General features: G+C 63.9%; 11 protein-coding genes. 6 read left to right on the forward strand and 5 right to left on the reverse strand.

Annotation, left to right across the window (positions count from 1 at the left end):
* Positions 1-156: 156 nt before the first annotated feature.
* Positions 157-1,443 (forward strand): FAD-binding oxidoreductase, encoded by a 1,287-nt coding sequence (locus WM94_RS01225; RefSeq protein WP_013974769.1) that lies wholly within the window; start codon positions 157-159, stop codon positions 1,441-1,443.
* A 108-nt stretch (positions 1,444-1,551) separates the two neighbouring features.
* On the opposite strand, the gene WM94_RS01230 is transcribed toward WM94_RS01225, so the two are convergent.
* Positions 1,552-2,979: a mechanosensitive ion channel family protein gene (locus WM94_RS01230; RefSeq protein WP_061550253.1), complete on the reverse strand. Its 1,428-nt coding sequence runs from the start codon at positions 2,977-2,979 to the stop codon at positions 1,552-1,554.
* Between the two features lie 320 nt (positions 2,980-3,299).
* Here WM94_RS01230 and ycaC (WM94_RS01235) point away from each other — a divergent pair, with 320 nt between their 5' ends.
* From ycaC (WM94_RS01235) to WM94_RS01250, 4 genes are all read left to right on the forward strand, one after another.
* Positions 3,300-3,929 (forward strand): isochorismate family cysteine hydrolase YcaC, encoded by a 630-nt coding sequence (gene ycaC, locus WM94_RS01235; RefSeq protein ID WP_061550254.1) that lies wholly within the window; start codon positions 3,300-3,302, stop codon positions 3,927-3,929.
* Between the two features lie 114 nt (positions 3,930-4,043).
* Entirely contained in the window at positions 4,044-4,352 is a 309-nt protein-coding gene (locus tag WM94_RS01240) for a hypothetical protein (protein ID WP_061550255.1), read from the forward strand.
* 39 nt (positions 4,353-4,391) lie between these two features.
* A complete protein-coding gene (locus WM94_RS01245; protein WP_061550256.1) occupies positions 4,392-5,210 on the forward strand; it encodes an alpha/beta fold hydrolase in 819 nt (272 codons plus the stop codon).
* A 377-nt stretch (positions 5,211-5,587) separates the two neighbouring features.
* Positions 5,588-7,429 carry an amidohydrolase gene (locus tag WM94_RS01250; protein WP_015272310.1) on the forward strand — a complete coding sequence of 614 codons (1,842 nt, stop codon included), beginning with the start codon at positions 5,588-5,590 and terminating at the stop codon, positions 7,427-7,429.
* An 87-nt stretch (positions 7,430-7,516) separates the two neighbouring features.
* On the opposite strand, the gene WM94_RS01255 is transcribed toward WM94_RS01250, so the two are convergent.
* The 3 genes from WM94_RS01255 to WM94_RS01265 form a co-directional block, all read right to left on the reverse strand.
* Positions 7,517-9,115: an MFS transporter gene (locus tag WM94_RS01255; protein WP_061550257.1), complete on the reverse strand. Its 1,599-nt coding sequence runs from the start codon at positions 9,113-9,115 to the stop codon at positions 7,517-7,519.
* 1 nt (position 9,116) lies between these two features.
* Positions 9,117-10,379, reverse strand: a complete 1,263-nt coding sequence (locus WM94_RS01260) for an OprD family porin (protein ID WP_061550258.1) — start codon at positions 10,377-10,379, stop codon at positions 9,117-9,119.
* 201 nt (positions 10,380-10,580) lie between these two features.
* Positions 10,581-11,492, reverse strand: coding sequence for a LysR substrate-binding domain-containing protein (locus WM94_RS01265; protein ID WP_013974761.1), 912 nt, complete (start codon positions 11,490-11,492; stop codon positions 10,581-10,583).
* 280 nt (positions 11,493-11,772) lie between these two features.
* On the opposite strand from WM94_RS01265, the gene ycaC (WM94_RS01270) reads away from it, so the two are divergent.
* Complete coding sequence (gene ycaC / locus WM94_RS01270; RefSeq protein ID WP_013974760.1) at positions 11,773-12,402, forward strand: isochorismate family cysteine hydrolase YcaC; 630 nt, start codon at positions 11,773-11,775, stop codon at positions 12,400-12,402.
* Between the two features lie 177 nt (positions 12,403-12,579).
* On the opposite strand, the gene WM94_RS01275 is transcribed toward ycaC (WM94_RS01270), so the two are convergent.
* Positions 12,580-12,873, reverse strand: coding sequence for a hypothetical protein (locus WM94_RS01275; RefSeq protein ID WP_015272306.1), 294 nt, complete (start codon positions 12,871-12,873; stop codon positions 12,580-12,582).
* Positions 12,874-12,913 lie beyond the last annotated feature (40 nt).

A 12,913-nucleotide genomic window follows, 5' to 3' on the forward strand; every position in this document is an offset into this window, starting at 1 on the left:
TGCATGGCCGGGGGCCTGGCCCCCGGTTCGCGGGTAAACCCGCTCCCACAGGTACAACACAGTTCTTGAAACCTGTGATGCACCTGTGGGAGCGGGTTTACCCGCGAATGGGCCGCACAACGGCCCCAAACAAGAACAAATTGCTGGAGCCGGGCCATGTCCGAACTGCGTCAAGAATGCTTGTGGGAATTCGTCAGCAAACCGACCGTCGCCGCCCAGGCCCTGGCCGGTGAGCACAAGGCCGATGTCTGCGTGATCGGTGGCGGCATCACCGGCCTGTCGGCGGCCATCCACCTGCTCGAACAGGGCAAGTCGGTGATCCTGCTGGAGGCCTGGAAGATCGGTCACGGTGGCTCCGGGCGCAACGTCGGCCTGGTCAACGCCGGCACCTGGATCCGCCCGGACGATGTCGAGGCCACCCTCGGCCTGCAGCAGGGCAGCCGCCTGAACAAGGTGCTCGGCGAGGCCCCGGCTGAAGTGTTCGCCATGATCGAGCGCCTTGGCATCGACTGCCAGGCCCAGCACAAAGGCACGCTGCACATGGCGCACAACGCCACCGGTATCGCCGACCTCGAGGCCCGCCACGAACAATGGCGCCGCCGTGGTGCCGATGTGGAGCTGCTGACCGGCGCCCAATGCCAGGAATACTGCGGCACCGACAAGATTTCCGCCGCGCTGCTCGACCGCCGCGCCGGCACCATCAACCCCATGGGCTACACCCAGGGCCTGGCCGCAGCGGTGGCACGCCTGGGTGGCAAGCTGTTCCAGCAGTCTTCGGTCGAAGGCCTGGAGCGTGACGGCGATGCCTGGCGGGTGAAGACCGCACGTGGTTCGGTGCGCGCCGACAAGGTGGTGATTTCCACTGGTGCCTACACCGAAGGCGACTGGAGCAACCTGCAGAAGCAGTTCTTCCGTGGCTACTACTACCAGGTGGCATCCAAGCCGTTGCAGGGTGCTGCAGCCGACAAGGTGCTGCCACATGGCCAAGGCTCATGGGACACCCGCACCGTGCTCAGCAGCATCCGTCGCGACGACCAGGGCCGCCTGCTGCTCGGCAGCCTGGGCCGGGTCGACAACAAGCCGGCGTGGTTCGTGCGCAGCTGGGCTGACCGCATCCAGAGCCACTATTACCCGGAGCTGGGCAAGGTCGAGTGGGAAATGCACTGGACCGGCTGCATCGACTTCACCCCAGACCACCTGATGCGCCTGTTCGAACCGGCGCCGGGGCTGGTGGCAGTAACCGGGTACAACGGGCGGGGCAATACCACCGGGACCGTGATTGGCCGGGCGTTTGCCGAGTTCCTGCTGAAGGGGGAGGCGGGCAGCCTGCCGATTCCGTTCTCGCCGATGAAGGGCGTGAGTGCGCCCTCGTTGCGGACTGCGTTCTACGAGTCCGGGTTCTCGCTGTACCACGCGGGGCAATGTTTGAGAGTTGTGTTGTAAATACTGGCCTCTTCGCGGGTAAACCCGCTCCCACAGGTACTGCGCAGCGTTCAGATTTTGCGCGGTCTCTGTGGGAGCGGGTTTACCCGCGAAGAGGCCGGCACAGGCTTATTTGTGCAACCAGCTGAGAAAACCGCCCTTCTTGATCGAAACCGGCTTCTGCAGCAACAACGACTCCCGGCTCTGCCGCCGAAACCGCTGCAACTTGCTCAACGCCGTTTGCACATCGCCGCGTTGCACCAGGCAGCTCTTCACCTGCTCCTTGTCGATCCGGTACAGCACGCAACCGGTCAATGTGCGGAATTCGGCAAACGACTGCTCATCGTCGATGATCCCCTCGATCCCGAGCACCTCGCCCGGCCCCATGCGCCCGGCCTCGACCAGCTTGTCGCCATCGCGGATCGACGCCGAAACCACCCCGCTGCCAATCACCAGCAAGTGATCGGAATGCTCGCCCACGCCCAGGATTACCTGGTCGGCCAGGTATTCCACCGCCGTCATACGCTGGCTCAACGCATCGCGCTCTTCCGCGCTCAGCGAGCGGAACACTCGCACCTCGTCCAGCACCTCGCGCTGGCGGCTGCGTGGTGGCATGGCCAGGTCGGCGTTCCACATCACCCCGCTGGCCTCCAGGTGCCGGTGGGCCAGGTCGAACAGTTGGTTGCGCGCGTCGCCCTTGGCGCCCGCGTCGGCTACGAAGCCGCTGGCTTCGTACTCCACTGACTCCAGCGTCGAGGCTTTCACCGTCACCTTTGGTCTTGGTGTAGCCAGGATGGCACTGACGCCTTGCAAGGCTTTTTCCAGAGCATCGAACACCCGTTTGGGCCGCACCTTGGCCGGTACCACCACGCTGACCGACACCCCGTGCACATCGGCCGGGCGGCTGTGGTTGAGCAGCCGGGCCTTGGCCGCCACCGAGTTGGGGATCACCGCCAGGCTGCCGGTGCTGGTAAGCAGGCGGGTGGCGCGCCAGTCGATTTCCAGCACCTTGCCTTCGGTGCTGTCGATGGAGATCGAGTCGCCAATCTGATACGGCCGCGTGGTGTTCAGGATGATGCCACTGAACACGTCGGCCAATGTGCTCTGCAGCGCCAGGCCGATGACGATGGCCATTACCCCCGATGTAGCCAGCAGGCCCTTCACCGGCAACTGCAACACATAACCTGCGGCGGCGACCACCGCAGCCAGGAAGATCAGCGCCCCCAGCACATCCTGCAGCAAACGCCCGCCATGGCTGCCACGGGCACCCAGCAACAGGCCGAACACCACCGTCACCGTGCGTGCGCCGAACAGCCACCAGCCGATCGCCAGGACCGTGGCGATCAGGTTGCGCGAGACATCATCGGGCCAGGGTGGTGGTTGCATCGGGCTCATGCCGGCAGCCACCAGTACCGAGCTGAACAGCAGGAACAGCACCAACCGCGTGCCGATACGCCAGGCGCGTTGCTGGAGAGGAATCAGTTGCCAGAGCACGAGGTCGAGCAGGACCAGGGCGGTGCCGAGCAACAACGGGTATGACTGGATGAACGCCAGCATGGTGGTCTCGGGTGAGGGGAGGGCTGTGGGTAGTAATAGAGCAGGTTGGCCGGGCAGGCAATGGGGCCTGTGCCGGCCTCTTCGCGGCTAAAGCCGCTCCCACAGGTACTGCGCACGATTCAAATCCAGCGCAATCCCTGTGGGAGCGGCTTTAGCCGCGAAAGGGCCGGTCGAGCCCATACAAAACCATCGTTCATAAAACAGAACGCTAGAGCCAAAAATCGCTATCTACCGCCCAAAAGGTCATGGTTTTAATCTTCTCCCATCAACGCGAAACACCCAACTTACTGAAAAGATCAAAACCCTTAGGAGCAACGACCATGACCAACTTCAAATACAACCGCCTGAACAAAGACGACGCCGCTGTCCTTCTGGTCGACCACCAGGCTGGCCTGCTGTCCCTGGTCCGCGACATCGAGCCGGACGCGTTCAAGAACAACGTATTGGCCCTGGCCGACCTGGCCAAGTTCTTCAACCTGCCGACCATCCTCACCACCAGCTTCGAACAAGGCCCCAACGGCCCGCTGGTACCAGAGCTGAAAGCCCTGTTCCCGGACGCCCCCTACATCGCCCGCCCAGGCCAGATCAACGCCTGGGACAACGAGGACTTCGTCAAGGCGGTGAAGGCCACCGGCAGGAAGCAACTGATCATCGCCGGCGTGGTAACCGAAGTGTGCGTAGCCTTCCCGGCGCTGTCGGCCCTGGAAGAAGAGTTCGAAGTGTTCGTGGTCACCGATGCCTCCGGCACCTTCAACGCCATGACCCGCGACGCCGCCCACGACCGCATGAGCCAGGCCGGCGCACAACTGATGACCTGGTTCGGCGTGGCCTGTGAGTTGCACCGCGACTGGCGCAACGACATCGAAGGCCTGGCCGCGCTGTGCTCCAACCACATCCCGGACTACCGCAACCTGATCACCAGTTACAACGCTTTCAACGCCAGCAAGTAAGCCAGATGCGCGGGCACCGCCAGCCGGTGCCCGCCAAGGCAGCACACCTGTCCAATCCAGCGCCCGTCCGCCGTTGCACAGTGGATGCGGGCAAGCTCATCCCAAGGAACGCCGATGAACACCGCACCCCAAGACAACCACGACGTAGTGACCGTATGCCTGCAACACAAGGTAATCGCCAGTTCGACGGGCGCTACGCCGGCGCAACCGCCGCGCTGGAAGCAGGCCCTGCTGACCTACCTGGTGATCTGCCCGATGACCATGATCATTCCACAACTGCTGGCACCGTTGTTCGCACGCTTTCCGCAGTTGGGGGGCACGATCACCGGCAACCTGATCGTCAACCTGTTCGTCATCCTGCCCGTGGTGTTCTACATCATGCCTTGGGTAACCCGCCGCTGCGCCAACTGGCTGCGTGGCTGAGCCCGGCCTTTACCTCGACATTTTCAAGGAGATACCGACATGAGCACGTTCGTTACCCGCGATGGCACTTCGATCTACTTCAAGGACTGGGGCAGCGGCAAACCTGTGCTGTTCAGCCACGGCTGGCCACTGGATGCCGACATGTGGGATTCGCAGATGGAATTCCTGGCCAGCCGCGGCTACCGCGCCATCGCCTTCGACCGCCGTGGTTTCGGACGTTCGAGCCAGCCATGGAACGGCTACGACTACGACACCTTCGCCGATGACATCGCCCAGCTGATCGAACACCTCGACCTGCGCGACGTGACCTTGGTGGGCTTCTCGATGGGTGGCGGCGACGTCAGCCGCTACATCGCCCGCCACGGCAGCGAGCGTGTGGCCGGGCTGGTGCTGCTGGGCGCGGTGACGCCGGTGTTCGGCAAGCGTGACGACAACCCTGAAGGTGTCGACCTATCGGTGTTCGAGGGTATCTGCGCCGGCCTGCGTGCCGACCGGGCGCAGTTCATCGCCGATTTCGCCACGCCGTTCTATGGCATCAACCATGGGCAGCAGGTGTCCCAGGGTGTGCAGACCCAGACCTTGAACATTGCGCTGATGGCATCGATCAAGGGCACCCTGGATTGCGTGACCGCGTTCTCCGAAACCGACTTCCGCCCGGATATGGCCAAGATCGATGTGCCGACCCTGGTGATCCACGGTGACGACGACCAGATCGTGCCGTTCGAGAGCACCGGCAAGCGGGCGGCGGAGCTGATTCGTGGGGCTGAGCTGAAGGTGTACGCGGGGGCGCCGCACGGGTTTGCGGTGACTCATGCACAGCAACTCAATCACGACTTGCTGGCGTTCCTTCAGAAGTAACTGTGCTGGGGCATTCGCGGGTAAACCCGCTCCCACAAGGGACACCACAGTCTTCAAGGCCGGTGGTGTCCCTGTGGGAGCGGGTTCACCCTCGAAGAGGCCAGCCCAGGCAGCGCAGATGCTGAACAAGGCTAACCTTCAACAACCCACCGCACATCCATCCAAGCCTTGCCCCTACACCAACCGGCATGCTCCGCAGTTGCGCCTGCCCGCTGCCGCACCAGACGGAGAACCCCATGTCCCAGGACCGCAACGACAAGACCCGTCGCCAGTTCCTCGCCACCAGTACCGTGCTCGGTGCCGCTGGCGCGCTCTGGTCCGCATTACCCTTTACCGGTTCCGCCGGTTCCGCTCACGCATCCACCCAAGGAGGTTCCATGACCGCCGATCTGATTCTGTTCAACGGCAAACTGCACACCGTTGATCGTGAAAAGCCCACCGCGACCGCCGTCGCCATCAAGGATGGCCGTTTCATCGCCGTGGGCAACGACGCCGAAGCCATGGCCCACAAGGGCGCCACCACGCAGATCATCGACCTCAAGCAGCGTACGGTCATCCCTGGCCTGAACGACTCGCACCTGCACCTGATCCGTGGTGGCCTGAACTACAACCTGGAGCTGCGCTGGGAAGGCGTGCCTTCGGTGGCCGATGCCCTGCGCATGCTCAAGGACCAGGCCGCGCGCACGCCGACCCCGCAATGGGTGCGCGTGGTCGGGGGCTGGAACGAGTTCCAGTTCGCCGAAAAACGCATGCCCACCCTGGAGGAAATCAACCAGGCCGCACCTGACACCCCGGTATTCCTGCTGCACCTGTATGACCGCGCACTGCTCAACCGCGCTGCGCTCAAGGCAGTCGGCTACACCAAGGACACGCCCAACCCGCCGGGCGGCGAGATCCAGCGTGACAAGTTCGGCAACCCGACCGGCATGCTCATCGCCCGCCCCAACGCGATGATCCTCTACGCCACCCTGGCCAAGGGGCCGAAGCTGCCGCTGGAATACCAGGTCAACTCCACCCGCCAGTTCATGCGCGAGCTCAACCGCCTGGGCCTGACCAGTGCCATCGATGCCGGTGGTGGCTACCAGAACTACCCGGACGACTATCAGGTGATCCAGGAGCTGGCCGACAACAACCAGCTGACCGTGCGCATTGCCTACAACCTGTTCACCCAGAAGCCCAAGGAAGAGCTGGACGACTTCCGCAAGTGGACCTCCAGCGTGAAGCTGCACAGCGGTACCGACTTCCTGCGCCACAATGGCGCCGGCGAGATGCTGGTGTTTTCCGCCGCCGACTTCGAGGACTTCCTCGAACCGCGCCCGGACCTGCCGCAAACCATGGAGCAAGAGCTGGAGCCGGTGGTGCGCCACCTGGTCGAGCAGCGCTGGCCGTTCCGCCTGCATGCCACCTACAACGAATCGATCACGCGCATGCTCGACGTGTTCGAGAAGGTCAACCGCGACATCCCGTTCAATGGCCTGCCGTGGTTCTTCGACCACGCCGAAACCATCACCCCGCAGAACATCGAGCGTGTGCGTGCGCTGGGCGGCGGTATCGCGATCCAGGACCGCATGGCCTTCCAGGGTGAGTATTTCGTCGACCGCTACGGTGCCAAGGCTGCCGAGCAGACCCCGCCGATCAAGCGCATGCTCGACATGGGCGTGCCGGTGGGCGCCGGTACCGACGCCACCCGAGTGTCCAGCTACAACCCGTGGACCTCGCTGTACTGGCTGGTCAGCGGCAAGACCGTCGGTGGCATGGAGCTATACCCGGAAGGCCTCAGCCGTGACACCGCGCTGCAGCTGTTCACCCAGGGCAGCGCCTGGTTCTCCAGCGAGCAGGGCAAGAAAGGCCAGATCAAGGTGGGCCAGCTGGCTGACCTGGCGGCGCTGTCGCTGGACTTCTTCAGTGTCGATGAAGAGGCGATCAAAGGCATCGAGTCGGTGCTGACCGTGGTCGATGGCAAGGTGGTGTATGGCGCGGCGGAATTCGACAAGCTCGGCCCGCCCCAGGTGCCGGTGCTGCCGGAGTGGTCTCCGGTGACCAAGGTGCCGGGCCACTGGCGCGTGGGCACGCCGTCGCTGGCAGCGGTGGCGCACCAGTGTGTCGGGCCTTGCGGGGTGCATGCGCACAGCCATGAGAAGGCACGGCATTCGAGTGTGCCGGTGAATGACTTCCAGGGCTTCTGGGGGGCGCTGGGTTGTTCGTGCTTTGCTTTCTAAGCTGAGCTGATGTGAAAAAGGGGGGCCAGTTATTGGCCCCCCTTTTTTGTTCCTTCAGTGCTGGCCCTATCGCCGGCAAGGCCAACATCAATGGTGAGCCTTGTGCTCAGCTCCAGCCAACAGATGCCGAATCTGCACTTCCACCCCATCGGTCTGCAGCATCCGCACCCTGGCCTCGATCTTCAGCTCACCCCGGGTTACCCGGTGGTGATGCCTCAAATGCTCCAGCCACGATTCCTCGAAGAAGAACTCCAGCCACAACGCCGGGTCCGCACTGTCGCGCATCAACCCCCACGACAACGCGCCATTGCGCTTGCGCATCGCCTCCAGCTCCCGCGCTGCCTGCTGGAAGGCCTCGGCCTTGGCCGGGTCGATGTGGTATTCCACGGTGACCATCACCGGCCCGCTTTCGTTGTCCATGTCGTCGCTCAGCAGCGGCACCGGCCAATGCAGTGACGGCGTCAGCTCCTCGGCTGCGGTTTCCGGCAGCGTCACCTTGCAGGTCAGCAGCGTGCCCAGCGCCAGGCCTCCTGCGGCCAGCAGCAGGCTCAAGGTGATCGTTGCATGGCTGGCCAGCGTGCCCCACAGCAAACCGCCACTGGCCATGGCACCAAAGAAGATCAGGATGTACACCGACAGCGCCCGCGCCCGTACCCAGGCCGGCACCGAGGTCTGCGCCGCCACCTGCAGGTTGGACAGCACGGCAATCCACGCCGCGCCGCTAAGCAGCATTGCCGGCAGCAGCACATAGAAGTTGCGTACCAGCGCCAGGGCCAGCAGGAACAGGGCATACAGCAGGCTGGCGAGCAGCACCAGGCGGTCGCGGCTGATGCGTTCGCGCAGGCGGGGCAGCAAGGTGGCGCCGGCCACCGCGCCGATGCCGATGGCCGCCAGCAGCAGGCCGAAATCGGCGGCGCTGCCATGCATCTCGCCACGCACGATCAACGGCAGCAGCGAGGTGCCGGCGCTGGCGCAGAAAAAGAATGCCAAGGCGCGCAATATCACCGCCTGCAAGGGCTTGGCACTGCGCGCGAAACGCAGCCCGGTGCGCATGGCGCCGACGAAGCGCTCGGCCGGCAGCAGCGGCTCCTTCACCTCGCGCTTCCACAGGAACAGCACCAGGATCACCCCGGCGAACGAGATGGCATTCAAGGCGAAGGTCAACCACGGGCCGACCATGCTCACCACCACGCCCGCCAAAGCCGGGCCGATGGCGCGCGACACGTTGATACCGACACTGGAAAGCGCCACCGCGTTGGCCAGGTCGTCCTTGCCTACCAGCTCCGGTGTCAGCGCGCTCCAGGCCGGCATCATCAGTGCCGTGCCGATGCCCAACGCCAGGGTAAGCACCAGCAGCAGGGTGACGTTCATCAGCCCGAGCAGGGTCAGGGCCGCCAGCACCACGGCCACCGAAGACATCCACAGTTGCACCAGCAACAGGTAGCGGCGCTTGTCGACGATATCCGCCGCCGCGCCGGCCGGCAGGGCGAGGAAGAACATTGGTAGCGAGCCGGCTACCTGGATCAGGGCCACGTGCAACGGGCTGGCCGACAGCGTGGTCATCAGCCAGCCGGCGCCCACCTCATGCATCCAGGTGCCGATGTTGGAAGCGATGGTGGCAATCCACAGCATGCGGAAGGTGGCGTTGCGCAATGGGCTCCAGGCGCCTGAAGGGGACGTGCTCATATCAGAAGCTGCCTTTGAGTGGGTATTCGATGATCAGGTAGATCCGGTCGATGTCATCGCCAGCCTGGGCCTGGTTGGCGCGGTGGCTGACGTGGGAAAACGACAGGCTCAGGTCCTTGGCGGCGCCCGACTGCACCACGTATTTCAGGTCGATGTCGCGCTCCCAGTGCTTGCCGCCGTCGCCGTACTGGCCCACATAGGCGCCGCCTGCCGGAGCATGGCTGCCGTCGATCCCACGGCCGCTGACGTAGCGGCCCATCAGGCTCAGGCCGGGGGCGCCGAGGGTGGCGAAGTCGAGGTCGTAGCGCAGTTGCCACGAGCGCTCGCCGGGGCCGTTGAAGTCGGCGTACTTGATCGAGTTGGCCAGGTAGATGGAGTCGCCGCCGACGAAGTCGAACGGGGTATCGCCCTCGACCTTCTGGTAGGCCAGGCTCAGCGCCTGCGCGCCAAAGCTATACCTGGCCAGCAGGCTGTAGGCGAGGGTGTCGATTGCCCCGGCACTGGCATTGCCGGTGTCGCGGGTCTTGTACAGGTTGCCGTCCAGGCGCCAGTTGCCCTCGGCCAGGTTCAGGTTGAGGTAGGCCTGGCGCCAGGTGTCCTCCAGCTGGCCTGCGTACAGTGCGCCGCCGAATGGCCCGTCGGGTGCGAACGCGGCACCGGCCAGGCTGATGGCACGGTTGTCGGTGGTGGCGCCGTAGCCGCTGAAGTCATCATGGCTGGAGCTGTTGTCCTGGTTGTTGAAGGCGGTGAAGTGCCCGGCCTGCAGGCGCCAGTCGGGCAGGTCGGTGTTGTCCAGGAACCAGCCGGTGGCGTACTCCGGGTGCAGGCGTTTGTCGCTGGTGTCGAACACCGGGGTTTCCACGGTCATTTCGCCGTAGCGCAGTTGGGTATTGCCCATCCGCAGCTTGAGTGCGGCGCCGGCGCTGGAGTAGTCGGACTCGGCGCGGCCATCGCTGTCGCGCGGCAGCAGGCCGGTGCCGGCATGGCCGCGGCCCCCGTCCAGCTTGAGGCCGAGAAAACCATGGGCATCGATGCCGACGCCGAGTGTGCCCTCGGTGAAGCCGGAGCGGATTTCGCCAATGAAGCCCTGGGCCCATTCCTGGCGGTAGTTCTGGCTACTGCCGGAGGGCGAGCGGAAGTCGCTGTGCAGGAAGTAGTTGCGGCTGAGCAGCGACCAGCCGGGCTCTTCGGCCTGGCTGAGCGCCGGGCACAGGGCGAGGGTGGCGAGCAGGGCGCGGCCTGGTCCGTGGGTGGCGCGGATCATGGGGGCTCCGGGAGGGATGATCCGAGACTGTGGAGGAAGGATAGGCCAGGGGTCTTGTATGCGTGTGCTCTGGCTGTTCTTGCCTGTGCCGGCCTCTTCGCGGGTGAACCCGCTCCTACAGATACTACAAACCTTGAGGCTAGTGGTGACCCTGTGGGAGCGGGTTTACCCGCGAAGAGGCCGGCACAGGCGGCAACCGGCTCAAGCCATGTCGCTGATGGCGAATTCTTCGGCCAGATGATCGATCAGCGCCCGCACCGATGGCAGCAACCCCCGCCGTGACGGGAAGATCGCATGCACGATGCCGCAACGCGGGTGCCAGTCCGGCAACAACTCCACCAGCCGCCCCGCCGCCAGGTCTTCGCGCACCGCCACCCGCGGCAGGTGAGCGATACCCACCCCGGCCACCACGAAATGGCGCAGGGCGAACAGGTCGTCCGTCACCATGCGCGGTGTGTGCGGGATGACGATGCTGCGGCTGCTGTCCTCACCCAGGAACAGCTCCCACTGGTACTCACGCTGGGCGCTGCCCCAATGCAGGCTCGGCAGCGTGCCGAGCAACTGCGGGTCGAAGCCCTTGGGCAACTGCTCCAGGTACTGCGGCTGGCCGACCAGGCACTGGGTGCTGTTGCTCAGTACCTTCATCACCATGTCGGTGTTCTCCAGCGGCGGAAAGCGCACCCGCAGGGCGATGTCGAAACCCTCGTGCAGCAGGTCGACGCGGCGGTTGGTGCTCTCGATGAACAGCTCCACCTGCGGGTACTTGAGCATGTAGCGGGTAAGCATCGGCCCGACCCAGGAATTGAGCAGGGTGGTCGGGCAACTGATACGCACCAGGCCGCGCGGTTCGCTGCGGTTGCGCTCGATGATCTCCGCCGCGCCCTCGGCCTCCACGCGCATGGCCAGGCAGCGGTTGTAGTAGGCCTGGCCGATCTCGGTGAGCGAACAATGGCGGCTGGTGCGGTGCAGCAGACGCACGCCCAGGCGGTCTTCGAGATCGGCGATGCGTCGGCTTAGCTTCGACTTGGGCATGTCCAGCGCCCGGCCAGCCGGGGCGAAGCCGCCGTGCTCGACTACCTGGGTGAAGTAGTAGAGGGAGTTGAGGTCTTCCAATGATCGGTCTCCAGGTACTTGGTTGCCTGTGCCGGCCCTTTCGCGGGTAAACCCGCTCCTACAGGTAATGCATAGGGCTCAAGCCCGGCGCCATCCCTGTGGGAGCGGGTTTACCCGCGAAGAGGCCGGCACAGCCCCTACAAATCCATCGTTCATAAAACGGAACGCTAAAGCCAAATTCTGCTACCTACCGCCAAAAAGGTGATGATTTTAATCTGTGCCCATCAACGCGAAACACCCCCGAATGCTGAAAAATTCATAACCCTTAGGAGCACAGACCATGAGCAAATTCACCTACAACCGCCTGAACAAAGACGACGCCGCTGTCCTGCTAGTCGACCACCAGGCTGGCCTGCTGTCCCTGGTCCGTGACATCGAGCCGGACAAGTTCAAGAACAACGTGCTGGCCCTGGCCGACCTGGCCAAGTTCTTCAACCTGCCGACCATCCTCACCACCAGCTTCGAGCAAGGCCCCAACGGCCCGCTGGTACCAGAGCTGAAAGCCCTGTTCCCGGACGCCCCGTACATCGCCCGCCCAGGCCAGATCAACGCCTGGGACAACGAAGACTTCGTCAAGGCGGTGAAGGCCACTGGCAAGAAACAGCTGATCATTGCCGGCGTGGTGACTGAGGTCTGTGTAGCGTTCCCGGCGCTGTCGGCCCTGGAAGAGGAGTTCGAAGTGTTCGTGGTGACCGATGCTTCCGGCACCTTCAACGAAATGACCCGCGATGCAGCCCATGACCGCATGAGCCGCGCCGGCGCGCAAATGATGACCTGGTTCGGCGTGGCCTGTGAGCTGCACCGCGACTGGCGCAACGACATTGAAGGGCTGGCGGCGCTGTGCTCCAACCACATTCCGGACTACCGCAACCTGATTACTAGCTACAACGCGCTGACTGCGGGTAAGTAACAGCGCGTTAGTTGAATGCAATAAGGCCGGCTCCCTCTGTAGGGAGCTGGCCTTTTTTGTTTGCTGCGCTGGCCCTTTCGCGGGTAAACCCGCTCCCACAGGTACTGCACAGTTTCAGCGCCTGTGGTGATCCTTGTGGGAGCGGGTTCACCCGCGAAGAGGCCAGCAAGGACAACATCAATTCATGGGCTGCGACTCAATCCCATCCAGCAATGCCTCAACCAACCCTTCTGCCATTTCGAGCGCATTCAGGTTGCTCCAGAACAGGCTCTTGCCGGTTTCATCCAGGTGTTCCAGGGCTTTGTAGCCACAGTCGTAGGCGCCGCGCAGGTACTGGGCGACATGCACCAGGGCGTCGTGGGCAGAGACGCCCGGGTTTACTGTGAACAAAGGTGGATGGCCGGCATCGCAGCGGCTGAAAGCGCGCTCTTTGGTGTCGGGAAGAGGTGGATTGGGGACAATTTTTTTCATAGCCAAACTCCGATAGAGGTTGGCCGGCACCATCCGTTTC

Source organism: Pseudomonas sp. ABFPK, assembly GCF_001586765.1.
Classification (GTDB): Bacteria; Pseudomonadota; Gammaproteobacteria; order Pseudomonadales; family Pseudomonadaceae; genus Aquipseudomonas; species Aquipseudomonas asiatica.

Excerpts from the sequence above, each read along its gene's own strand:
- WM94_RS01225 (WP_013974769.1), top strand. The coding sequence starts at position 157 with ATGTCCGAACTGCGTCAAGAATGCTTGTGGGAATTCGTCAGCAAACCG.
- ycaC (WP_061550254.1), top strand. The coding sequence starts at position 3,300 with ATGACCAACTTCAAATACAACCGCCTGAACAAAGACGACGCCGCTGTC.
- WM94_RS01275 (WP_015272306.1), bottom strand. The coding sequence starts at position 12,873 with ATGAAAAAAATTGTCCCCAATCCACCTCTTCCCGACACCAAAGAGCGC.
- WM94_RS01230 (WP_061550253.1), bottom strand. The coding sequence starts at position 2,979 with ATGCTGGCGTTCATCCAGTCATACCCGTTGTTGCTCGGCACCGCCCTG.
- ycaC (WP_013974760.1), top strand. The coding sequence starts at position 11,773 with ATGAGCAAATTCACCTACAACCGCCTGAACAAAGACGACGCCGCTGTC.
- WM94_RS01260 (WP_061550258.1), bottom strand. The coding sequence starts at position 10,379 with ATGATCCGCGCCACCCACGGACCAGGCCGCGCCCTGCTCGCCACCCTC.
- WM94_RS01250 (WP_015272310.1), top strand. The coding sequence starts at position 5,588 with ATGACCGCCGATCTGATTCTGTTCAACGGCAAACTGCACACCGTTGAT.
- WM94_RS01240 (WP_061550255.1), top strand. The coding sequence starts at position 4,044 with ATGAACACCGCACCCCAAGACAACCACGACGTAGTGACCGTATGCCTG.
- WM94_RS01255 (WP_061550257.1), bottom strand. The coding sequence starts at position 9,115 with ATGAGCACGTCCCCTTCAGGCGCCTGGAGCCCATTGCGCAACGCCACC.
- WM94_RS01245 (WP_061550256.1), top strand. The coding sequence starts at position 4,392 with ATGAGCACGTTCGTTACCCGCGATGGCACTTCGATCTACTTCAAGGAC.